This window comes from Arthrobacter humicola, assembly GCF_022803015.1.
GTDB classification, from domain to species: domain Bacteria; phylum Actinomycetota; class Actinomycetes; order Actinomycetales; family Micrococcaceae; genus Arthrobacter; species Arthrobacter humicola_A.
This window is the reverse complement of the sequence record NZ_JAFKON010000001.1, coordinates 244864-269220: the sequence shown is the minus strand read 5'-3', so window position 1 is coordinate 269220 and position 24357 is coordinate 244864. Positions and strand designations below refer to the sequence as shown.

Genomic DNA, 24357 nt, shown 5'->3' with positions numbered 1-24357 from the left:
GCATTCACATCGCGCCAGACTCTTCACTGCCGTCACCATCGCAGGTTCTTCCATCGGCCTCGCCCTTGCCGGCTGTGGGCCACAGCCAGGGGCTCCCGCCGCCACTTCGAGCCTTGTCGTGAGTACCATGGCAGACCGCACGGCGACGTTAACTTTCCCACCTGCTTCCACTGCAGGACCGGCGGCACCTGCCGCCAAGGCGGTACCGGCGTCGGAGGTTCCCGCCTCAGCGGCTAAGCACGGGTCTCCCGCGCTGAAGACCTTCACGTTCCCGGACGGACACATCTCGTTCGCCTATCCGGAGACGTGGACCGTGCGAACCGTGCTCCCGCCCGCCGGCCTTCCCGGCGTTGAGGTCACCGTTGCTGACGGTGCGGGAAACGATCTGCTCTTCCTGGCCAACGGCGTCACTGCAGGGTGTGCTGGCGGTCCCGTGACGCGTCACGTGTTCGATCACAAGGCAGTTTCCGGAATGACGGCGCCGGACGGCAAGAAGCCCGTCTTCGGATTCGCTGTGGAATCCTCTGGTGATGGCGATGCCTACTTCATGGGGCTCACTGATCCCCGGTCTCTGAAGGAGGGCGAGGGCGTCGCATCATGGTGCAATCTCGTCTCCACCGCCAACGGCGGACTGTTCACCCGGGTCCTTTTCGGCGACCCGGGGTTCCCGAAGAGGGAGGCCGCGAAAGCCTGGATGGCGACAAACCAATACACCCAACTCAAAGCACTGCTGGTCAGCCTGAGCTACACCTGACGGTCGGACCGAGGATCGCGGTCGCTCGTACCCACGCAGGTGCGAGCGGCCCGATCACGGTCACTTCCAGGTGAGGCCGACATGCAGGCCGGTGGCGAGGTGGTAAGACCAAGCGGCGCCCGAGAGGAACTACGCGGCAGATCCGCCTCATGAGCACACAATAAATGACCTTTGAATAAAACGACCCCGCACGCGTCTGCGTGCGGGGCCGTTTCGGGTTACTGTGAGATTCCGTTCAATCTGGACCATTCTGCATAGTTGACCCCAGTGTTTCTGCACGTTTTCGGTCTCTCGAAGAAGTCGCTGCTCCAAGCTAGTTGACCTTTTTTCTTCGAAGTCGACCGGCCAGCACCTTGGGCCGCACTCACGGGGCGACGGATTGGGTTGCGTAACTGACGGGCCAGATCGAACTGGACGTCGATGCGTCGCGGATGCCACGTGCAGCGCGGCGGGCTGTCGCTCAGCTTTCTTCGGTCGCTTCCTCCTCCTGAAACACTTTGCTGGCAAAGCCGATCAAACCCGCCCCTCCTAGTCCTGCTGCAACTATGGGCGCTGCGTCCTTTGACTTCTGAATGCCTTGGTACGGCGGCGCGGCGGGCGGCTCGAAGCCTTCCGGCGGAACAGCGTTCTGGTCGGGGTGGGGCTGTGGCATGGTGGTGCCTAGCTTGAGATCCAAAGTCCCTGGCAATTCCCTGCTGCCTTGCCTCCCACGCCCGGGGATCGGATTCGATCGTGAGGAGCCCTTGAAAGTCCTGGATCCCAGTCCCGAGATGGTTGGTTGACTCGATTACCTCCAAGGACATGTTTAGGATCCACACCACCTTCGCGTTCTCCCGGCCTTTTCGCCCTAATGTGAATGCTCCCTAGCAAAGCCAGAGACCGAGTCCTTCCAGCGGACGGCGTAAATCGAGGGCGAGTCGGACAGGAGACGGATGAGATTCAGGCGGGCGGGCTCTGCTTCGTCGAGGCTGGCAAGCCCCGAACAGACAAAGTACGCGTTTGCCGACGAGCCCTCGTTCCCTTCAGCCCCGACAGCCTCAACGCTGACTTTCCAGCCCGACCTGTCACCGTCGATGCTGACCGACAAGATCCTGGAGGCGGGAATCCATCAGGACTTAGCAAGAGCTTCTAAGGGGCGACCGCAGCACCACGTCCGCTCACGAGGGGTCATGGAGCGGGAACATCGTTCTTGTCGACTGGGCAGAAGACGGAAGGCCACAGGCCATGCCGCTGAGAATCCGATCTTGAAGCGCGTGCACAAGCTGTTCCGTGACTGCCGCCGGCACGACCGGCAAGGGACTCCTTGCTCGAATTCTGGCCACCTTTGAAGGTGCCCCCAGTGCTTCGAGTAGTTGTGCTCGCTCCGCACCCGAACTCAAAGTTTCCTGACAGCGGTGCGGCCATGGGGTCTGCAATGTAGTGTCTGCTGGTATGGAAAGCAGGAACCTCCTCGGCGTGCGGAAAGCGTCTTCGTGGGACGTTCTATGACGAGCAAGAACAAGGCGGTACTGGCCCTCGCTATTCAAAAGGTGGCCCATAAAAACGCTGAGGAACCAGAGCGGTTCGGACCGCTTCCCTTCGTAACCAGTTTATCGGACGCTCTCACGGGGATGCTCGCGCGGGCACCGTTTGGTTACCAGGTGAATTTGTCTGCTAACCCCTCGGCAGCCACGATAAATGCCACCATACGTGAAGCATTGGAGGATGAGTCTACAGCCCGCGTCCTCTATATCATCGGGCACGGGCTCGACGACAAAAATGATCTGCTGATTGTGGGAAGTGATGGTTCCTTCAGCGAACCTGTAAACCAGTGGACGCGGGAGCCATCCAGTCTATTGCAGCAGCAAGAGGCGCACTTACGCACACCCACCCTGTTCATATTGGACTGCTGTTCTGCCGGCACTACGATCATGCAACAATTACTCCATGGTGCTCAGGGTGAACCCAATTCACGTTGGGTCATCGCAGCAGCCACAAGTGGTCAGGCTGCTTTCAACGGTCGTCTGAGTGAGGCCTTTGTCAGGGTCCTTGCCCGCATCGCCAAGGGAGAGCTGGATATTGAGTCCAGCTGGCCGCACATTCCCTACATGCAGTTAGCTCGAGAGCTGCGCCATGAAATCAAGCACCTTACCGGATATTCAGCTAAGCAAATTCTCCGGGTAACCCCCGTGGAAATGGATGATCCAGGGTCATTTCCATTTTTTGATAATCCTGCCTACATACCCCTGTCTCCAGGTATCCAGGAACCGCCAAGGGAGCTTGTAGCCTTTCTCGATTCAACAGCCTTCGATCAGAAACACTGGCGCCTTAGAGCCTCAGGGGTAGAGGAAGCCAGTCGTTCTGGTGATTTGGTGGCGGCCTTCACAGGCCGGAGCCCTGAACTGCGGCAAATCGCCGACTTCTGCCAGCGGACTGGACCCGGCCTCCTCCTTCTTACCGGCTCACCCGGATCCGGTAAGTCAGCAATTCTGGGCCAGCTCGTTTGCAACGCCCACGCTGATCTTCATCTGTCAACTAGCCATCTCTGGGAGGACCAAAGAGAGTACCTCCCGGGCGTAGTTACATCGTTTGCCGCTGTTCACGCGCGGCAACAATCTATCCAAGACATTCTTCAGTCCCTATCGGATCAATTACAGCTAAAGCCACAGATCAGTGGGCCAGGCGAGCTCATCCAAGAACTTGCGCAGCTCGTCGTCCCACCGCTGCTAATCATCGATGCGTTAGATGAGGCGAGAATTGGTGGATTGTCCGCGAACGGCCGGCCCAGCCACAGCGACATCGTGGACTCCCTCTTGGTGCCGTTGACTACTTCAGTGCGCAGCGACGGGAAACCAGTTGCATTTGTCATTGTTGGAGCTCGACGATGGGTAGGAGGCGTTCGTCTCGCCCAGCGACTGACAATGCCACATACGGTCATTGATCTCGACAGGGTGCCCGATGACAGGCTACGCGCCGAGCTGCAGGGATTTGCCGAGAGGCGTTTGTGGGCCGGCGGGGTGCAGTGGAGCGCTTCCCAAATCGCGACGTTTTCTACAGCCTTAGCTGCCCGCCTTGCTCCTTCACGTGGAGCCTCAGAGGCGCCCAAGCTAGGCTCATTTCTGGCTGTGTCTCTTTTCATCGCATCAGTTATGTCGAGCTTCCGTCATCCCCAAATCTCGCAGGCGCTTCTTGATCTGGCGGCTACGGCGCCCCAAGACATCACCGAGTTGCTGCAATTTGATATAGAACGCCGGCCGGCCAGTGAGGAACTCCAGGCAGTGCTTTCAGCCGTTGCCGTAGCTAAAGGTAGTGGGGCTCCGTTGGAGATCATTCGCAGACTTGCCTCTGCTCAGGGCCAAGTCGACCTTTCCATCGCTAGATGCAAAGACATCCTGAGTGACGAGCTTTCGTTTTATCTCAGGACGAGCGCGGATGCAGACGGAAGTGTTCTTTACCGCCTGTTTCATCAAGAAGTCACGGATGCACTCAAGAGTAGCGGAGCTCACCGCGAGGTCTCCTTGAGCGTCCTGCTTCAAGCAGAGCCGCATTCCTACGACTGGAGCGGCGCGGAGCCGTACCTACGCCGTCACGCAGTGGAGCATGCGGCTGATGTGGATGCCCTTGCCGACACGCGAATTGGAAATCAGAGTCGGGCCCTCGCGGACATCTGGTCGAGCGCCGAATTCATGATGTGGGCGACCCCCTCCGTTGCCAGACGCTATCCACCGCCGAGACACAGTAGTCAGTACGGAAGCTGGGAGCTCTACCGGAGGGCTCCATTATCAGATGAGATGACGCCTTCCGAAGTGGCCCTGCTGGTTGCGATACAGAATGCCAAGGCCTCGGATGAGGCCGCAGATAAACTGAACGACGACCTGTTTTTGGCTCAGGATGAGCTAGCTTACTGGCCTGCCTGGGGTATGGAACCGCTTGCGATACGACCTGCAACGACAGAAAAGTTTCCAGTGACCGTGCTTTCTACCAATGCCAGCGTGACGGCATTCAACAGCGACCGCACGCTGAAATTCACAGGAGACATACGCGGCCAACTCGTCGTCGAAACCGAGGATAAGAGCGTGGAGGGTCGGCCTCCGGTACTCCCCAGTAGCATCATGAGTTTGGGCGTACTCGAGTCAATAGGTTCCGTCGCTATCGGTGGATACGATGGGCGGCTCGCGATTTGGGATTGGGTCCACAATGTAGTGCAGGATTTCCCCCATCTGCATCGAAAGAGAATCACCGGCATTGTTCCCCTGGACCAAGAACACTTGATTGTCACCACCGACATCGAGGGTTGGATGAGGCTTTGGAGGGTTGATACCCGTGAGCTCGTCCATGAACAGCTGCTCCTTAACGATGTGGGACTAACTGCGCTTACGGCATCTAAAATAAATCGGAACGTCTTCGTTGCGGCAACAGACCGATCCATCCAACGCTGGGATTTGCGTTCCGACTGGAAACGAAAGGGAGTGCTGAACGGCAGCGTCAGCACGGTGACGACCCTCGCGCTGACGCCCGACGAACGAATGCTAGTTTCGGGATCGGCAGATGGTTCAATACGCCGCTGGGACCTCAATAACTTGGTTATGGTGGGAGACCCTATCATGGACCTAGTAAGCTCCGTACGCTATTTAGAAGTTCAGAGCAACGGGATAACCATAGAGGCCCATGATGAAGATAAGAACCGTTTGTTTCTTGATCTTTATCCTGGCGAATCATCAGAGACGCTGATCGCCGCTATGGGTGAACCTGGATTATCGGTGGTGTTGAACGACAGAACGCGAAGAGTCCTCGTAGTGGGCGGGTCTCGCGGCGGAAGCTGTTACAAGCTTGGGACCGGCCAGCAAATATCCACATATTGGTTCAATTCTTGTGCTGTCCCGTCCAAAACTGTGGCTCATCGTTCCGACACGAAAGTGCCACCCACTGATTTTTGGAGCAGACAACGGTATGGGGGGAAGTTTACAGCGGCCTCTCCTAAAGGTAACCACTGGGTAACTGGCGACCACGACGGAAGGTTAATTTGGTGGTCCAGAGTTGAGGGAACCATATCGAGATTTTCGGGTGACGCGTGGGAGCCTTCAGCTGATCTCAACGTAAGGGATGCCATCACGGGCATCGCTGGAAGTGGGGATCTGCTTGTCGTGGGTAGTCGGACCAAGGTGGGCGTTTGGGAAACCGACGGGAGCTTTTCCTGGGTGGCCGAACAAGCTGCTGATGCGACAAATCGTCCACTGGCGTGGATGGGTGAAGACAGGTGTCTCTACACATCTGACGGCGGTGAACTTTGGGCCTGGTTCCGAGAAACGAAGGAGAACCGCCTGCTATGGCGGACCGAGTCCGGCAACGAGATCACCAGTATCTACGTTGACCAATCCAAGCCGCGCATTTGGTTAGGGGATGACGGGGGTTTCATACACAGGATCGGCGCTTCTGATTTAGAAGCTGAGAGCCTGAGCGCACGCTTTTCCGAGCATCGAGTTGTGTCGATAGGAATGCTTGGTGGTACATCCGTTGTGTGCGTCTTCGCCGACGGGGTAATCGCCCTGCTGGACGAATATCTTCGCACGATCCTCGATAAGACTGCGACGTTCGTACCGTGCGCGGCAGCGGATATAAGCATGGATGCTAATACCGTTGTACTTCTCGACGGCAACGGGCCGCTCACGATGGAATTGAGAGTTAGTTGACGCCCCAAAAAAGCCCGGTCCTCGGTATACACGGAATCAATCAGCAGTCCTCAACCCCCAATGCGCTAGGACAGGAGTGGTCGAAAGCCATTGGGACGGGCTTAGAAGCGCATGGACTCGAGCACGGTGAGTTGAGTGTTCCAGTCGTCTATTACGCCCATCTCTTTTCCGAGCGGTTAGCAGCCCAGGGACTTAACGCCCCACTCTCTGAAGATGAAAGTGAACTGCTCGCAAGCTGGCTTCGCAGCTCGCCTCTTGATGCAACTCCTCAAGGCCGAGTCGAGGCGTGGATTGGACAGGCGGCGGATGCAATAGCTTCCCGTTTGCACAGAGTTCCTCCGTGGGTTATTGAAGGCATGATGCGATCGGCAGCGTCGCAAGTGAGCCAATATTTGCGGGCGGCCAGCCTTCGACAAAAGATTCAGGCCGTGCTCATAAACGAAATTTCGCAGCTTAGGCCGCGCGTTTTGATAGCACATTCCCTTGGCTCAGTTGTAGCGTACGAAGCGCTGCACGCCAGCCCGAAGTCCGAGATAGAGCTGCTTCTTACCATTGGTTCGCCCCTAGGCATCCCGGGTCTTTTCATCCCTCGATTGACTCCGGGTCCGGCATCCGATCTGACCAAACCAGCCGGGGTCAAGAGATGGTTAAACGTCTATCACCCTGGTGATGTCGTCGCAGCCGTTGGGAAGCTTATGTCTGTTTACTCAGGTGTTGAAAGGGACGTATCGATAGATATAGAGATGCGCTACTGTCATCAGGCATCCGCCTACCTGAAGGCGCCCGAGGTGGGTTGTGTTCTCGCGGACTACGTCTAAGTACGCTTATAAGGAAAGCTACACCGAGTTCCGGGTCATTGCCGCCGGTTATCTATCTTTTCGCTAAGGATGGAGATTGGAATTCGGGACTGCCCCCGGTTTTGAGGACGAAGATACAATCGTTTCCAGAAATTCCCGATATGAGTCCAAAAGACGGTGTGGGGTTTCCAAACAAGTGGACTCAACAAGTATTGTGGGGCGGGGGCTACAGCCAACAGTAGGAGGGTGCGTCCTCCCGCCCGGTGCAGCGGACAACAGCCGACTGCGTGGCGCGCATCCGACCTGGCAGGCATGCTAGAAATTTCAGTTTATTTTTCCGGTAGACAGCCTGTCCGGCTCCTGGAGTAAGCACAGTGAAGCTACGGAATGCCCGATGTCTAGACGATATGAACTGTGGTGCTCGCCTGACGTAGGACTGGAACCCCGGGTTCAAAGAGATTCGTGGATTGCCCGTCCACGGCCTGTTCCGCAATCTGGTGCGGGGTGTGGACTGGTAGAGCCACATTTGAACGTCTGGAGGTTCCAGTCATGAATAAGCGTACTTACATCGGTTTGGATGTGCATGCGCGCCGCGTGAAGGGCTGCGCGATTGACCACGAAACCGGCGAGATCCTGCGCCAGAGCCTCGCCGCCAACGATGCCGGGATCACCGAATGGGGCGCCGCGCTGCCGGGTCCGGCCCTGGTTGTGTATGAGGCAGGTCCGACAGGATTCGGTCTGGCCCGGTGCCTGGCCGCTTCGGGGATTGAGTGCGTGGTCGCGGCGCCGTCGAAGCTTCAACGGCCGTCCGGAGACCGGGTCAAGACCGATGCCCGGGATGCCGAGCATCTGGCCCGGTTGGCCCTGCTGGGGCAGATAGCCCCGGTTCGGGTCCCAAGCCTGGCGGATGAGGCTGCCCGGGATCTGGTGCGTGCCCGCGAGGACGTCCGCGCGGATCTGATGCGGGCCAGGCATCGGATCTCGAAGCTCCTGCTGCGCCACGGCCTGGTCTACTCGGGCGGACAGGCCTGGACCAATGCCCACCACACTTGGCTGCACCGGCAAGGGTTCGATGATCCTGCCCTGCAGGCCGCCTACGAATCCAGCCTTGAAGCGGCCGAACTGACGCTGGAGCGCAGAAACCGTTTGGACGCGAAGATCACGGCCCTCGCCGCAACCGACCGCTATGCGCCGGTGGTCCATGCGCTGATGTGTTTGCGCGGAATCTCAGTGCTCACCGCGTTTGGCCTGGCAGTGGAGATCGGTGATTGGACCCGCTTCACCGGCTCCACTATCGGCGCCTATCTGGGGCTGGTTCCCTCCGAACATTTTTCCGGTACTTCCCGGTCCCAGGGTGCGATCACCAAGACCGGGAACACTCACGCCCGCCGCCTGCTGGTCGAGGCCGCATGGCACCACCGCCGGCCCTACACCCACGTCAGCCAGGAGATGCGCTCCCGCTGGGACGCAGCCGATGAGGCCTCCCGGGTCCGCGGCCACCAGGGCAACCACCGTCTGCACCGGAAATGGGAACAGTTCGAAGTCAGGCACAAACGCCGGGTTATCGCGAACGTCGCCGTCGCCCGGGAATTGGCCGGCTGGTGCTGGTCCCTCGCAGCCCCCATCCAACAGGAGCACCCATGGACCGATGAATAGACGTGGCCGTTCCTACCGATCCCGGCGGCTTGGCAGCGTGGAGGAGACCCGCGAAACACCTATGGGCAACCGGCGAAACACCGGTGACGCCCGACATCGCTAGACCAGCGGCACCCCTCCAGCCGAACACCTCGTCCTGCGGTACCCAACCCGCGCATATCAGTCTGACAGCGCCGTCGATCATGCCGCGCCAGTCACCGCGACCAGACAGCGAACGGACACAAGAAGAGCGGTCCAAGACAACCCAGCCTTGGACCGCTCACCCTTGACCTCTTGACAAAGAACCCTTACATATCAGGTGTACTGGGCCATTAGGTTGGTGACACTCGGTTGACGGCTGTGGTTCCGATGCCGGAGTGGATTCGTTCGGTGTTGTAGTGCTGGAGCCAAAGCGCAAGGGCGGCTTGACGGTGGTTGCTGCTGGTGCAGACCTGCCGGTAGGCCCATTCGGTTTGCAGGGTGCGGTTGAAGCGTTCTGCTTTGCCGTTGGTCCAAGGGCAGTGTGGCTTGATGAAGCGCTGGACTGCGCCGAGGTCGGCCACGGCCTGGCCGAACGTGGCGGACCTACGGTAGGCGAGGACGTTGTCGGTGATGACGGGTTCGATCCGGCCGATGCCGGGGTCGGCGAAGTAGGCTTCGGCGCGGGTGAGGAACCCTGCGGCTGTGGCGCCCTTCTCGTCGGGGAGGACTTCGGCGTAGCCGATGTGGGTGTGGTCAACCAAGATCAAACACTGCTTCACCTTCCGCGGACGCGCCCGTCAAGACCAAAAAGGCCGCAGTAAGCACGACCACCGTCTGGCCCGGCTTGCGGCAGTTCAGCACGATCTCGACAAGCATCACGATCTCTGGGAATAGCTTGCAGCTATAGCTCCGGGACCAGCGATCACTCCGCTGCGAGCTGTAGACATCATTGGATGGGAACTCGGCAAGCGACGCTCCAGGCGGACTAATCCCAACGGCCGGTGACGTTCCACTCCCGGATAGGCTGGACCGTTTGACAAGGAATGATTTTGCCGCCCCTCCATCACCGTGTTGATCGCTACTTTTCCGCATAGTGCTCGAACCGCAGTGGGCCCGTCGTAATTCCTGTCCATGACCAAGCGGGCTCTTTAGGGGCTTGGTCATTCTCGCCGGAAACAAGCAGATGTCCGGTGTCGACGGGGCGGCTGAGCCTATTTCCTCGTGACAGCAGGGCCGCCGGTGTTGTCAGGAAGGAGCCGGACACCGCCGGCGGGTGAGGATCAACCCCCAGTGCGAATACAACTTTCGGTCCGCGCCGTCGAGCAGAACCCGTCGCTGCGACCCGCTCACCTGTCAGGCAGGAGCCGTCTATCAGCGCGAGCGGCCCTCACGGAACCAAGCGCCATTGCTCCCCTCCTCCTTGACGTTGACGGTGTCGTGGTGCCCATGAAGCACCGCAAAGTCACCCCCGCCTGCGACGAAGTCAGCCACCGGATTGCCATTCCACCACGTGCCTCGGGCAACGTGACTATCCGACCAGCCATCATCGAGGCGGTCAACCGATGGGTCTCGTCCGGGGCAGACGTCCGCTGGCTCTCGTCATGGGGTTGGCGGACAAAATGGCTCGATCAAGTCGGTCTGCCGCTGCTGCCAATCTTCTACGACCCGAACCCGGGCGAAGTCTTCGACTGGGGCCGGAGCCAGCGCCCGTGGAAAAAACCCGCTGTTGAGCGCTTCCTTGCGACTCAGACCGAAGCCATTCGGCTGGCCTGGGTCGACGATGATGCCTTCTTCTTCTAGGCCAACGAAGTCCATAAGGAAATGCGAGCCAGCCAGCCAAAGATCTCCGATCTCCAACTTGTGGAGCCCGACTGTTTCGTTGGGCTCTCGGACGGAGAGATCGACCTAATTGACTCCGTCTTGACTGGTTAGCCGCATAGGCAGTCCGACGGCTATTCCTCAGGTCTTCTGAGGTCCTTGGGACCAGTGGAGATCCGACGAGCTGGCCAACAACCGGATCGTCGTATGTAGCGTGTCAACGTGCACAGCTCAGGCTAACCACCGACCGCATTTACCCCACCATCGCCGAAACCCGTACCCGGTTCAGCGCCTCGGCCAACAGATCCACGTCCGCTTCCGGGAACAAGCTCTCCGGCCCGGCAGGGGCAGCGTCGCTGTAGGGCGATTCGTACAGCGCGCCCACGTCCACGACGCCGTTCTCGGTGAGTTGCTGGACGATCATGTCGACGAAGTGCAGCTGGTTGGCATTGAGGGTCTTGTCCCCCACGAACTCGGACAAGGAATCCAATGCCGCCTGGCGGTCCATGCCCACCAGGGACCTGACAAACAGGCCTAGACCCTCGGCTTGTACAGTGGCCGCTTCAAGTTCCTCGGGTGAACCGGCGCCGCTCTCGATCAACATTCGCTCAAGTTCACCGAGATCCGTCTCGGTCAGTGGCAGCCCGCGGCGGAGGCGGTGGATGGCCATGTGGTCCAGGAAGCCCTGGAGGTACATCCGGGCCTTCTCGCGGTACCGGGACAGATCTATCGACCCGGTCACGGTCCCCTTCAGCTCACCTTCCACGATCTCGCCGAGGGTGTCTTCGAAGTTCGTGTAGACCACCTTGCGGCGCTTCTTCTCGATCAGGTGGACCAAGACCCGGAGCCGAACGCGGATCAGCTCAAGCCACTGCGGCGAGACCTGGCCCCATACCTCACCCTCCAGAATCGACAGGATTAGGCCCATCTGGGCTGCGATGGCGGGGATGTTCGGCTGGTCCTGCAGGGCGGACGCAATCTCGACAATCTTCTTGCGGTACGGCTCGACGGCGGCCGCAGAGGTCAGCGAAGCCAGCTGCGCCTGGTACATCAGCAGGTCGAAGCGCTTGGCTTCCTCCGTGTCAGCGGCGGAAGCCAGCGTTGCCAAGGGGGCCAGCTTGGTCTGCAGGTCAGTTAGATCCTGCGTTCCAAGGCTGCCCCACGAAGCGGGCTTCGAGAACTTCTCCACCCACTCCAACTGCGGACGCACCAGGAAGTTCTCCCGGGGCAGCCCCGCCACTTGTCCCACCAGGCCGGTTTGAAGTGCCGGCACGTAGTCGCCGTCGAGGCCGGCGGTGCGGGCTTCGGCAAGCAACTGTGTCCGGACGGCGAAGCTGCGGTGCGCCAAAGACTGGCCAAGGGACCCCTCAGACCCCGGCAGTTCGGCGTTGAAGTATTCAACGTTCTGGCAGACGTCGAAGATGAAGAAGTCCTGCTTGTCTGCACCCGGTCCGTACAGTTCCGGCCTGAGCCGGGTGCCGCGGCCCACCATCTGCCAGAACTTAGTCTTGGAACGCACCACCTTGAAAAAGAGCAGGTTGACCACCTCGGGCACGTCGATTCCGGTGTCCAGCATGTCCACGGATACGGCGATGTGCGGGCTGTCCTCCGCGCGGGCGAAGGCGTCGATGAGGGTGGAGGCGTAGTTGACGCTGTGCGTGATGATCTTCGCGAAAGTGCCCCCGTACTGGGGGTAGTTGATGTTGAACCGCTCGGCGATGAATTCGGCATGCTTCTGGTTCTTGGCGAAAACGATCGTCTTCCCGAGCCGGTCTCCGCCGGCGACCTTGTGGCCGCGTGTCATCAGCACCTCGAGTGCCTTGTCCACGGTGTTGGAGTTGAACAGCCACGTGTTCAGGATGGCCGGATCCACGGCGTCGGGGATCTCCCCGTCCTCATCCCATTCAGCGGAGTCCCACTCCTCCTTTTCCTCGTCCGAGAGTTCCTCGTAGCGGATTCCTTCGACGGGGAACTTCAGCGGAATTGATACGGTCCGGGGCGGTACGAGGTAACCGTCGGAGATGGCCTGCGTCAGCTCGTAAGCGAACGTGGGGACGTGGTCCTCGATGTCGAACAAGGAGTAAGTGTTGCGGTCCACTTCGGACTGTGGGGTGGCGGTCAGACCCAACAGATACGCATCAAAGTAGTCAAAGATGGCCCGGTACTTCTGATACACGGAACGGTGGGCCTCATCGATGATGATCAAGTCGTAGTGGCCAATCCCGAACCGCTGCTTCAGGACCGTGCCGTCGTCGGTCCGTTCGTTGATCAGGTTCATCATCGTCGGATAGGTGGCGACGTGGATGCGGCTGTCCGCCTCCACATCGCGGCCCAGCAACACTGGGGATGATCCAGGGAGATTGGTTTTGAAGGCGCGGGCGGCCTGGTCTACCAAAGCGACGCGGTCGGCCAGGAACAGTACGCGTTTGGCCCAGTTCGCCTGCATCAGCAGACTGGAGAGGGCGACGACGGTGCGCGTCTTGCCGGAGCCGGTCGCCATGACGAGCAGAGCCTTGCGTTCCTTGTCCGTTTCTAGGGCATCTGTGACGGCCCTGATGGCGGCCTGTTGATAGCTGCGGCCGGCGATCTCAGTATCGATGGGCGCCGTCGCCAGGGGTTTCCGGGTGGTGCGGCGGTCCACCATGAGCTGGAGCTGGTCCCGGGTGTGGAAGCCCTGGACCGGCCTCGGCGGATAGCCAGAGGCGTCGTCCCAGATCCAGTGCTCGTAGCCGTTGCTGTAGTAGATGACGGGGCGTTGACCCTTCTCCGCCTCCAGGGCGTCGGCGTAGAGTTTGGCCTGCTGCTGGCCCTCGTAGGGTGACTTGGCTGACCGTTTGGCTTCGACGACGGCGAGTGGCCTGCCGTCGGATCCCCAAAGGACGTAATCCACGAACCCGGTTCCGGTGGTGGGGCCGGCGTGGGTGGGCATGTGGTGGACTTCGAATTCCCGGTACTCCGGCTTGTCGAGCGCCCAACCGGCCTCGCCCAGGTACAGGTCGATGTAGACGCGGGTTTCGGCTTCGGAGTAGTCGTGGCTGTCCGGAAGCTTCTTGTTTTCTTCCTTCGCCCGGGCGATCTCCGCTCGCAGCGCCGCAAGCTGGGCGTGCAGCTGCTCGTTGTCTTGCTTCTGCGCGGCCAGCGCTGCATCCTTGGTGGCCAGTTCTTCGGCGAGTTTCGCCGTTTGATCCGCGGTGCGGGGCTTCTCCGCAGGCGCCGGAACGCCCGGCTTCGGTGGCGGGCTAAGGAACTCGCCATTGAACGCCAGTGTGGAGTCGGGGCGGTTGACGGGATCCCGGGAATAGCGAAGCGCAAGCCAGATGCAGACGTGGAAGAGTTCCCGAATGGTTTGCTCAGAGTGCTGGACGTTGATGACAGCATTGGTGTGGATGGCGCTGTTCGCCACTCTGCGGATGAGATGGAACTTACTGACGATCGTCTCGCCCGCGAGCCGCTTGAACGTCGGCTCCGACATCAGCGCGTTGAGATCGCCCCTGTAAGGCAACGCAAGCGAATCGTCAGCGTCGTAAAGCCAGGCCAGCAGCGCTTCGATGGACCGCCGGGCATAAAGCAAGGAGGAGCGCGGGTCACGCCGGGCATACAGCTCGGCCAGCCGCGCTTCCTTCGCAATTTCTGGCCACTCCGCCTGCAGTACGGCGAAGTTGCTGTTCACATCCCCCAAGGCCACTCCTCTGTTGATCTTCTCCATGGAGCCTAGATGATGTTGACCTGCTCGAGGCAGGGCAACACTGGTTTCAGCTCAAACCTCCGGCGATGCGGATTGGTTCTATCGGCTGCGGCTACTCAAAGAAGTCCTCGTCGAGTTCGACAATGTCGTAGCTCTGCTTCACCTGGACTCCCACGCGGTACTTGATCATCAGCCCCACGAGCCGAGCACCATCGATCAGGATGACCCGCGACGGGACCGCCTTCACGTAATCCCGTGCCCCAGAGGTAAAAGCGCTCGTCGTGATGAAAACGCCGCGCGAGGCACCGACACCGTGCAGCACACCGACGAAGGCCTGAATAGCTTCCCGGCCCACAGTATTCGCATCGGCGTACCGCTTGGCCTGCACATAGATCCGGTCCAGGCCCAGCGCGTCCTGATCAATCACCCCGTCGACGCCGCCGTCGTTGCTGCCGCCGATACGCTTCCCCCGCTGCTCGGCCCCGCCATAGCCCATCCTGAGAAGCAAATCGACGACCGCCTGCTCGAAGAAATCGGGGTGACTCTCCCGGAGACGCGTGAGGAGTGCGACAGCCACGTCGGAGTGGATGCGGTTGATCCCGGATTCGATCTGCTCAATCGGATCAATATCCTCCACGAGGGTTTCGTCGACGACGGACAGCATGGGTTTCGGGGCGTCCGACTTCGGCCAGAAGGGTGCAAACAGCAAGCGTGCCGTGGAAAAGTCGCTGATCCCTTCCGGGTGGCCGGAGTACCACTCCCGCCCTGCCCCGGTGATTCGGTAGTTGGCCCGCACCGGCCTTTCAATCCAGCCGGCTTTCAGAAGGTTGCTGATTGCCCAACCGAGCCGCTGTTCGCATCGAAGGCCGCCCGTATTCAGGGTCTCCGCACGTGCGGCGTCGGACAGCCGAGCAGAGTCAATGGCGCGGCTGACGATGTCCCGGCGATGCAACGTTTCGCCTGCGGACAGGACCCGGAGCACATGGGCCACAAAGAGGGGCCAAATCGGCACTTCCGAGTGGACGGTGGAAGAAGCCATCTCGCTCATGAGAGCTCTCCGCGGAAGGCTCGGTGTTGGAGTGAGGCGAACAGTGCGTCCAGTTCGCCAAGCTGCGCGCGATGCCGATCCTTCAACTGACTGATAACCATTAGACGGGCCTCGAAGTCGTTCTGCTTTTCCACAGGCGGCAATGGCATTTTGATCGTTTGAACCTCCTTTGCGTTGATATTTGCCATGCCGACTATGCTTTTACACATATTTCGCAGAGTTTTCTTCGTTGAAGGCAGGTTCATGAACGTCCCAAGGAAATGGGGGCGACATGATGCACTGGTCCTCAAGCGCACGAGATAACCGGCATAGGCCATGGGTTCTGGACCCATAAAGACCGCAGTTTTGCCAACAAGTTCTGCACTGTTCGTCCGGTTAAACAAGACATCACCTGGCTTGACCAGAAATCTCTCATCGACATCACCGGGCAGATACTTCATCTGACTAAGATCAATCTGGCCACCGTATGTGAGATTGTTCATTCGCAACACAGGTGTGGTCCCGACGAGGGCCGCTTTTTCGCTCGATCCATACTTTGCTGATTCCAAAGCATCGCCCACCCTTACTATCGGCCACCCCATGGGATTGCTGATGGGATCGCCGAACATGCTATGGAAGATGGAGTGGGCAAGGACGTCGAGGTGGGCCAGGGCGTGGCGGCGTTTGGTGCGGACCTCGTCCGCCTTATCCAGGATGGCCGCAATCCTCCGCTGCTCATTAAGGAGGGGGACTGGAATTGAGACCTCCTTTAAGAATTTGTAGTGCCTGCTGTAACCTGCACTCGGGATCTCCAGCGAACGCAGATAGTGGAAAAGGTATCGGGGATCTGAACCGTTTATGGGCCGCAATACCTTCGTACCATCGGCTCCTAAGATGAACGGATGGTCGACATATTTGATGACGCGAGTATGGTCGCCAAAAATTATGACAGGAGGTTCAACTCTTGCGAGTAATGATGCGTCATCAGAATAGCCAGCGATCTCGGCCTTTCCTTGGTCAATTACTGGGAATGCACCCTGCGGCAAATAACCAGACGTCTGGAGTTTTGGGTTCCCACCCGTGGCATCGGTGAAGACCTCGAGAAACGCAGATCGACTCAACTCAGGAGTCCCTTCAAATCAGCCAAGCTGGCGGTGATTTCAGCTTCCAACTTTTCCAACTCGGCGACGATCTCGGCTGGTTCCTTGTGATCAACCTCGTCGTGTTCCACTTTCTTGTACTTACTGAGCGAGAGATTGTAGCCGTTGTCGACGATCTCGGCTTTGGGGACGAGGAAGGACCGGTCGGTGCGCGCCCGGCCTACTTCCGTCGTCGTCCGCTGCTGCCAGCGGCCCAGGACGTCATCAAGATCGGAGGTTTCCAGCCGGGTGCGTTTGTCGTCGAGGCTGAAGCCGTCCGATGTCACGTCGTAGAACCAGACGTTGTCGGTGCCGCCGGAGTTTGTCTTGGTGAAGAACAGGATCGCGGTGGAGACTCCCGCGTACGGTTTGAAAACCCCGGAGGGGAGTTTGACGACGCCGTCGAGTTTGTGGTCTTCGACGAGCATCTTTCGCAGCGCCTTGTGCGCCGCGGACGAGCCGAACATCACGCCGTCGGGCACGATCACTGCTGCCCGGCCGCCGGGCTTAAGCAGTCGGAGGAACAGGGCCAGGAAGAGCAGTTCGGTCTTTTTCGTCTTGACCAGGGAGAGCAGGTCCTTGGCGACGTTCTCGTAGTCGAGGCTGCCCGCGAAGGGCGGGTTGGCGAGGATGACGTCGTATTTTTCCTCCTCGGTCCCGTGGAGGTCAGCCAGAGAGTCCCGGTACGTGATGTCGGGGTTTTCCACGCCGTGCAGGAGCATGTTCATGGAACCGATGCGAAGCATGGTGTTGTCGAAGTCGTACCCGTGGAACTGGCTGTTGTGGAAAAATCGGCTCTGCTCGGGGGTGGTCAGCAGGCTGGGATTGTGCTGCCGAAGGTATTCGCCAGCCTGAACGAGGAAACCTGCGGTGCCGGCGGCCGGGTCGCAGATGGCCTCGAGCGGCTGGGGTGCTGTCATCTTTACCATGAGGTCGATGATGTGGCGGGGCGTGCGGAACTGGCCGTTGGTGCCGGCGGAGGCGATCTTGCCGAGCATGTATTCGTAGAGGTCACCCTTGGTGTCGCGCTCGTCCATCGGGATTTCGTCGATGATGTCGACGACTTTTTCCAGCAGCCCAGCGTTAGGGATGGTGAAGCGGGCGTCCTTCATGTGCTGGGCGTAGGAAGACTCCTCTCCGTTGGCCAGCTGGACCAGCCCGGTGCGCAGAAACGGGAAGATGTGCTCTGCGAAAACCGTGTACATCTCGTCGCGGGAGAAGTTCTTGAACTTGCTCCAGCGGAAGTCCTGGTAGGAGCGGCCCTTCTCATCCAGACCGCTGGGGAAGACAGGGCTCTCGACCGGTTTGCCGGTGCGGCTGGCCTTGTTCTCCGCGCGCGTCTGGTTCTCGTCCAGGCGCTTCAGGAAGAGTAGATAAGTAATCTGTTCGATTACTTCCAGAGGATTGGAGATGCCGCCGGTCCAGAACGCGTTCCAGACCTTGTCTACCTGAGATTTAACTTCGCCTGTTATCACCGTTCGAGTTTAGTGGGTATTCCACGGGCGCTTCGGCTGCCCCGCAGGCTTGCGCCAGACGTCAAGGGGCCGAGTCACCGCCCTTCCAGAGCGCAACGTCGATCCAATCGATGCGTGCCCGCTGGACCGCGACCCACTTTCAACGGATAGCCTGATCCGAGATCAGCTTCAACAAGTCCAATGTCTCCGAAGATCAGCCCCTCCTCGACCGCGCGATCCCCTCGGTGAAGCCTGTTGACCGGGTGCCAATTGGCGGGTGCTCCTCCTCACTCTTCAAAGACACGGTGATAGTTTGGCGGGAGACTAATCAAGCGGGCGGTCAGGGGACAGAGTGGAGTACGGATTTGGACGTGACGAGGACCTCTTTGAGCTCGACTTCGATGACCTGAACGTCACTGTCACTATGATCCCGGTGGCGAAACGAGCCGAGAGGGTTTTTCGTGCTGGCAAAGACGAATGGCCGGCCGTGGAAAGGATGTATCGGCAGTTCGCGGCCGAGATGGGATTTGACCTCGGGACCCCTTCGTTTGGAGACAGCGGAGACGTCTGGCTGGTGACAGCTTCCAAGATCCTGCGAAATTATTCGTTGGTTTGTGGCGCAGTGGAGGTCACCACAACAGCAGCGGGGACTGCGGTGGAGTGGATGTGGGTGCATCCCGTGCAAAGGGGCGGTGGTCGAAGGGGCCCGGCTTGGCTGCTATGGAGGAAGGTAGCAGAGGAGTACGGGACAGTGGGGCTCAATCCGCCTGTAAGTCGAGCTATGCGACGATTTGTGGAGAATTTTGAGCAGAGCACGCATACGTCATAGCCGGAGATGCTTCGCCTCTAGTGCTCATTCTGACTTCTTCGTTAGTTTCACCCGCCCCATGGGCGACGGGAATAAGCCTCTGCCCGCGCACCATGCCATGTGGGCCAGGATGCAGGACCACGGCCGCCGTGGAGCACAAGAAGGGTTGACCATTCCGACATCGCCAGGCGGGTCGGAGGCAGCTACGACACCGCCAGCTATTCCTCCTGACAAGTGATTCAGGCTAGACCTTGAACTTGACGTCCTTCGTTTGGTCTTCGCGCGCCACCAAAGAACACAGCCTTCCGCAGTCCGTTCAGATCAGGCGTCGGCCGGACGGATGTGTTGAAGGATGAAGTGCGCCTAGTCGCTCACGTCCTCCTGGGTGATTTTGCCGTCCAGCACTTCTTGGACTTCCTTCTCGAGACCTGAGTTGCCATTCTCCCCCAGCTTGTTCATGAACAGCACAGCATCCTGCTTGAGCTGTTCATCGCCAGAGCCGATTGCTCTAGCGATGACCAACGGCACTGCATTCTGGCTGAGATCCCAGAGTGACATGCCCTCTTGCGCGCGATTCGTGAGGAGCGCTCGGGCCACCTCAAACGCACCGCGTGGGTCAGCATCTGCGCAGCTTGCGATTTGCTTAGTGATCATAGAGCGCTGGCTTGCGAGTTCCGGATCAAGCTCAACCGCTTCTTTCAATCGAGGAAGCCACCACGAGGCATCGAACTTGCCACTCCGGACAAACCAGTAGAACTCGTTCAGCTCTAGTTTGTCCTCAGGACGTGAGCGCACGTGCTTCACTCGCGCATCCCAGAGATCTGCAAACCGATCACGAATCGCCTCTTCAACGGATTCGGCATGTATGAATGACCAGGCGATGCGACCGATAGCTGCTCCACGAACTTTAGGTTCTGCCGTGGCAAAGAATGCTTCAGCGACGGGATCTTCAAACGTCTTGTGGCCGCGGATGATTGCATTGACGACCCACTCCCCAATGCGCTGTAGCGGATCAGACTGGCCCTGCCAGCCTGCAACGAGAGGCTCGCCTGACCGGATGGCTGCGATCATGGATGGGGTTAGAAGGTCGTAGATTGCCACGTGATAACGATGAACTGCCATGGCGGTCGTCAATGCGATTTGCTGGGAGCGTGACAACCCGTCGGCTGACCCAAATAGTTCCTCCATCCTCGGCGTGAGCCAGTCGGGGTCGACGGTCACCAATCGGCCGAGCGCCTGACCTATAACCGCTCGCGAGGCACCACGCCTATCGAGTCGCTCGATGTCACGCTCTAGAGCTGAGCACGCCGCCTCATACCAGGGGGTGGTTTTGCCGTGCGAAATTAGATTGAGCAGACCGCGTACCCGAGTCGGCCATTGCCAGTTGAGCGAGAGAGTAAGGGGGTCCAAACCACTCTCGGACTCGTCCGAGTCATAAGCCTTCCAGGCGGATTCGCTGTCGGCCTCCCCGATCAATAGGTCAGCAAAGACTTTCTCCGACTCAGCCGGGATTGCTGGAGTCTCTCGCTGTTGGGCGAGTTCCTCGAGCAGGTTCACGGCAGCTTTCTTTGTCCCGCGGAAGTCAGCGTCGTCATCGAAGTCGCGGCCTTCTTGAGGGAAGAGGGATGTGTCACCGTGGGCGAGTATTTTCTGAGTCATGTCCGCTACATAACGCCACTCGAGTTCAATGCCCGCCTTTACGGCCGCTTCCCATCCCTGCAGAACCGCGCGCAGGTAAGTAGGTCGTAACCTATCGGCTAGGCCTTCAATGCCATCGAGTGCCCTCGGGTTCGTGGTGATGAGCGACGAGAGCTCCCGTCCTTGGCCTTCGTGCGATAGCCCGGGCCCCCAGCCATTGCCGGTGTCGTGCCAACTTTCAAGATGTGCCACGAGCTCCGTAGGACTCATGACGGACATCTCATCATGGGAGATTGGGCTATTTGGCCCGCTCCAGCTTGTCACTTTGTTGAGAGCTGCAAGCGGTGATTCGATTACACCCCGCCCTGCGTCGAGTTCCTCAAGTACTCTCTTGAGAGCGGACGGTAACGCCTCACTGCCAACAGCGGAAAGCCACCTATGCCTCCAAGTATCAACTACCGCCTGGACTCGTTCATCGAGATTTTCAGGAGTGTCATCCTCATCCGTGCGTAGACGGTCCCTCAACTGCTCTCTGTCTAGTTGAGGTCCCGCGGTGATGAAATCAGTAAGCGGTTCTAGTGCGGACGGGGAGTGCCTCGCCACTTCACGGGCAAGCTCGCCAAACTCGATCCGACAGGAGTCATCGTAAAACTCCTCGCCCGCCACAAGCCGCGCCGTGACAGCCAGCAGATGCTCGGCCTCTGCGGGCGGCCGAGCACTGCTGCTACGGAGCGCCTCTGTGACCGCATATAGCGTAATTTTTCGCGCCAGATTCATAGGACTCTTAGCCATAACTGCGGCTGCGGCTTTAGGATCACGTGCCATCGCATTGGAGGCCAGGTCCCGGACTGTGTCGATGAGCGAGTGTTCAATAGATGGGTGGTAGTCAGCTTTGTCGCGGATCGATTCGCGCGACATGTCTGTCATATCGAACGTATCCGTAAAGCGCTTCGATTGACGCTCATATTCTTCCAACCAAGGCAGGACGGTCTTGAGGCCATCTTCACTGAGTGCCTCAACTACGCGTGGCAGGCCATCGTGGTACCAGTATTCGTCAAGGGCTAGGTTCGGCTTGTGCGGGTTCTCGGATGCGCTGGGTCGAAACAGGAGATTAGCCATCCACTTGCCAGCTTTGGACTGCCCGCCTTGGAGTAGGTTGACGGCGAAGCCAACCATGTCACGAGGGTCGCTCCGCAAACCAAAGCCAGTTTCGACCCACGATTTGATCATCGGCTTTAGCCTTGCCGCTTCGTCCGCTGGGATCGAGGCACCGATTGTAAAAACCGCTCTCCGGACCCAAGCGTTGTTGCTGTCGGAGAGTTTTAGCAGAACATCAACGACTGCTTTCGGTGCCGCCGGCGCGACCCGGATCAGATAGGCAATCTCGGGCCAGTAATGGTCTCGAACGAGACCCTCGCTGGTTCTCTCGGGCTCCGGTGGGTCACCAAAGATTCCGGCCTTTGCCAACGGTTCTACCCATAGGGGATGCTTCAGCCCCTCAAAGAATGCGCGACGCAGTGGCGGCGTAGGGATCCGGCGCAAGGCCTCGTTTACCTGCTCAGGGGTGGGTCGTTTAGCGCCTGCCATCACGCACTCTCCTCGTCGAAATCGTTGATCTCAGCCAGTAGGTCCTCGATCGCACGCAGGTTCTCGAAGAAGAGGGCACTCCGAACTTCGATGACATCCTCCACAACACGAATCTTCGCTTGAAGGGCTTCATTATTGGGGAGGGGTCTCTGCTGTTCGTGATTACGGTCTAAGTGTGTCCAACTCAGAAAAAACTGGTACGCGTCCAACCATTGGGCGATTGCCGGGTGGTCGGCATCTGACTCTCCCGTCACAAGTGCTGCAGTATTGGCACGGTTACGTCCTTCTTCCTGGGTAACTGCGCTGACTAGAGACGCAAGCACCCGGGCAACCGCACGCGGGACGGGCACAAGGTCTTGATCGAGTCCCAAATCGGCATCGGGGTGCGCTGTCAGTAGCCCGGGAAGTTGCTTCATCAAGGATGCTGACGACGGGTTGGGCCGGGGAATAGCAAAGTCAGACATCACGGCTGGGAGTCCGCTCATCAACTCGCGCATGCAGTGACAGATGGTCGAGATTCGCGCACTCTCGCAGCCAGGACTGGCCGTGGTGACTAGTATCTCTTGTGCCGTTCTATACATGCCCGCGAGTTTTGGACTTCGGGGCTCCAGCGCCTCGATCACGCGTGTTTGGCGCTCACCCGGCCCTAATCCATCTCTCACTACTGCCGTTCTCCTCCGCATAGCCCGTAAAATCGCTCAAAGAGGGCCCCAAAGTAGCGAGCACGCACTGCTCGTTCCAGCCATGACCACCCTTGGTGGAGAATCGGGCCCCGGAGACAGTACCCTCGTGATGCTGTGCCTTGCGTCCGAAGGCTGCCGTCCGGGATAGCGGTACCGAGACATGTGCTGGTCTCGTCCGCGCGCAGGCCCTCGGACTCGATGACCGCATCGAGCTCGGTCCCTCGGCTCCAAGCGGCCCACCATCACCACGCAATGCCGTTGAAGGGCCTATACAGGGGTCGCGATAGCTCACGGACTGCGCTGCCAAAATCCCATAAAGATATTCAGATGTCGGTAACCAGCGTCAGGGCCAGTTTTCACCGAAGCTCCAATTCCATTTCGTTAGCTATTGGTCGACCGCCAACTGGCCCCGAGCCTCACAGATCCCGCTGACGGTCTGTGTCAGCCCCACAATCTTGGGGACTCTCGGGGCACCCCAAAGAAACGCATTTGTTATGAGTCAAATTGGCCGGTCAGCGATGGTCGGCCAAGATAGTTGGCACCGCGCCATACTGTCTGTCACAGTGCCAACTAACTTGTCCGTTGTGCCAACTATGTCGTCAACTCACAGGAAAATGGCCAAGTACTGTGGGACCTCACAAGGACGACAGGAAGAGAACTAGAAGTCCCAGTCATCATCCTCAGTGTTGACAGCCTTGCCAATCACATAAGACGAACCCGAGCCCGAGAAGAAGTCGTGGTTCTCGTCCGCGTTGGGCGACAGGGCCGAAAGGATGGCCGGGTTCACGTCGGTGACGGAAGCCGGGAACATGGCTTCGTAGCCCAGGTTCATGAGCGCCTTGTTGGCGTTGTAGTGCAGGAACTTCTTGACGTCCTCGGCCAGGCCGACGGAGTCGTACAGATCGTGCGTGTACTGGACCTCGTTCTCGTACAGCTCGAAGAGCAGCTCGAAGGTGTAGTCCTTGATCTCCTGCTTGCGCTCCTCGGACAGGCCTTCCAGGCCCTTCTGGAACTTGTAGCCGATGTAGTAGCCGTGGACGGCTTCATCGCGGATGATGAGGCGGATCAGGTCGGCCGTGTTCGTCAGCTTGGCCCGGGAGGACCAGTACATCGGCAGGTAGAAGCCGGAGTAGAACAGGAAGCTCTCCAGCAGCGTGGAGGCCACCTTGCGCTTCAGGGGGTCATCGCCCTGGTAGTAGTCCATGACGATCTGGGCCTTCTTCTGAAGGTTCTCGTTCTCGGTGGACCAGCGGAACGCCTCGTCGATCTCCTTGGTGGAGGCCAGCGTGGAGAAGATGGAGGAGTAGCTCTTGGCGTGCACGGACTCCATGAACGCGATGTTCGTGTAGACGGCCTCTTCGTGCGGGGTGAGGGCGTCCGGAATCAGGGAGACGGCGCCGACGGTGCCCTGGATGGTGTCCAGCAGGGTCAGGCCCGTGAACACGCGCATGGTGAGCTGCTGCTCGTCCGGGGTCAGCGTCGCCCACGACTGCACGTCGTTGGACAGCGGCACCTTCTCCGGCAGCCAGAAGTTGTTGACCAGACGGTTCCAGACATCCACGTCCTTGTCGTCCTGGATGCGGTTCCAGTTGATCGCCTCGACGTGGCTAAGCAGCTTGACCTTCTCGGTCATGTCATCCCCTAAATGTTGGGTTTAGTTCTTAGTAAAAGCGTACGACGG

14 protein-coding genes and 1 pseudogene are annotated in these 24357 nt (G+C 59.2%); 5 read left to right on the top strand and 10 right to left on the bottom strand.

The features are described 5' to 3' along the window. Positions 1–118: 118 nt before the first annotated feature. Positions 119–754 (top strand): hypothetical protein, encoded by a 636-nt coding sequence (locus ARTB_RS01175; RefSeq protein WP_243177258.1) that lies wholly within the window; start codon positions 119–121, stop codon positions 752–754. Positions 755–1214: 460 nt separating this feature from the next. Here ARTB_RS01175 and ARTB_RS01170 read toward each other — a convergent pair whose 3' ends face one another. Continuing rightward, positions 1215–1406, bottom strand: a complete 192-nt coding sequence (locus tag ARTB_RS01170) for a hypothetical protein (RefSeq protein WP_243177257.1) — start codon at positions 1404–1406, stop codon at positions 1215–1217. 832 nt (positions 1407–2238) lie between these two features. Here ARTB_RS01170 and ARTB_RS01165 point away from each other — a divergent pair. The 3 genes from ARTB_RS01165 to ARTB_RS01155 all read left to right on the top strand — a co-directional run bounded on the left by ARTB_RS01165 (position 2239) and on the right by ARTB_RS01155 (position 8876). Next, positions 2239–6423 (top strand): AAA family ATPase, encoded by a 4185-nt coding sequence (locus ARTB_RS01165; protein WP_243177256.1) that lies wholly within the window; start codon positions 2239–2241, stop codon positions 6421–6423. Further along, entirely contained in the window at positions 6420–7241 is an 822-nt protein-coding gene (locus ARTB_RS01160) for a hypothetical protein (RefSeq protein WP_243177255.1), read from the top strand. Before ARTB_RS01165 ends, ARTB_RS01160 begins: the two co-directional genes overlap by 4 nt. Before the next feature lie 528 nt (positions 7242–7769). Beyond that, a complete protein-coding gene (locus tag ARTB_RS01155) occupies positions 7770–8876 on the top strand; it encodes an IS110 family transposase (RefSeq protein ID WP_243177254.1) in 1107 nt (368 codons plus the stop codon). A 311-nt stretch (positions 8877–9187) separates the two neighbouring features. On the opposite strand, the pseudogene ARTB_RS01150 reads toward ARTB_RS01155, so the two are convergent. Further along, a pseudogene (locus ARTB_RS01150) lies at positions 9188–9592 on the bottom strand (integrase core domain-containing protein); the annotation flags it as partial. After that, positions 9591–9713: a hypothetical protein gene (locus tag ARTB_RS21540; RefSeq protein ID WP_279293842.1), complete on the bottom strand. Its 123-nt coding sequence runs from the start codon at positions 9711–9713 to the stop codon at positions 9591–9593. The gene ARTB_RS21540 and the pseudogene ARTB_RS01150, both read right to left, overlap by 2 nt. A gap of 570 nt (positions 9714–10283) precedes the next feature. On the opposite strand from ARTB_RS21540, the gene ARTB_RS01145 reads away from it, so the two are divergent. Further along, positions 10284–10637, top strand: coding sequence for a hypothetical protein (locus ARTB_RS01145; protein ID WP_243177253.1), 354 nt, complete (start codon positions 10284–10286; stop codon positions 10635–10637). A 271-nt stretch (positions 10638–10908) separates the two neighbouring features. Here ARTB_RS01145 and ARTB_RS01140 read toward each other — a convergent pair whose 3' ends face one another. The 7 genes from ARTB_RS01140 to nrdF all read right to left on the bottom strand — a co-directional run bounded on the left by ARTB_RS01140 (position 10909) and on the right by nrdF (position 24309). Further along, positions 10909–14361 carry a DEAD/DEAH box helicase family protein gene (locus ARTB_RS01140; protein WP_243177252.1) on the bottom strand — a complete coding sequence of 1151 codons (3453 nt, stop codon included), beginning with the start codon at positions 14359–14361 and terminating at the stop codon, positions 10909–10911. Positions 14362–14452: 91 nt separating this feature from the next. Next, positions 14453–15388 (bottom strand): restriction endonuclease, encoded by a 936-nt coding sequence (locus ARTB_RS01135; RefSeq protein ID WP_243177251.1) that lies wholly within the window; start codon positions 15386–15388, stop codon positions 14453–14455. Next, on the bottom strand, positions 15385–16488 hold the full coding sequence (locus tag ARTB_RS01130) for a restriction endonuclease subunit S (RefSeq protein ID WP_243177250.1): 1104 nt from the start codon (positions 16486–16488) through the stop codon (positions 15385–15387). Before ARTB_RS01130 ends, ARTB_RS01135 begins: the two co-directional genes overlap by 4 nt. Then, complete coding sequence (locus tag ARTB_RS01125) at positions 16485–17981, bottom strand: type I restriction-modification system subunit M (RefSeq protein ID WP_243177249.1); 1497 nt, start codon at positions 17979–17981, stop codon at positions 16485–16487. Before ARTB_RS01125 ends, ARTB_RS01130 begins: the two co-directional genes overlap by 4 nt. Positions 17982–19131: 1150 nt before the next feature. Next, positions 19132–21873, bottom strand: a complete 2742-nt coding sequence (locus ARTB_RS01120; RefSeq protein ID WP_243177248.1) for a hypothetical protein — start codon at positions 21871–21873, stop codon at positions 19132–19134. A 119-nt stretch (positions 21874–21992) separates the two neighbouring features. Beyond that, positions 21993–22490 (bottom strand): hypothetical protein, encoded by a 498-nt coding sequence (locus ARTB_RS01115; protein WP_243177247.1) that lies wholly within the window; start codon positions 22488–22490, stop codon positions 21993–21995. A gap of 844 nt (positions 22491–23334) precedes the next feature. Continuing rightward, positions 23335–24309: a class 1b ribonucleoside-diphosphate reductase subunit beta gene (nrdF, locus tag ARTB_RS01110; RefSeq protein ID WP_018773326.1), complete on the bottom strand. Its 975-nt coding sequence runs from the start codon at positions 24307–24309 to the stop codon at positions 23335–23337. Between the last annotated feature and the right edge of the window lie 48 nt (positions 24310–24357).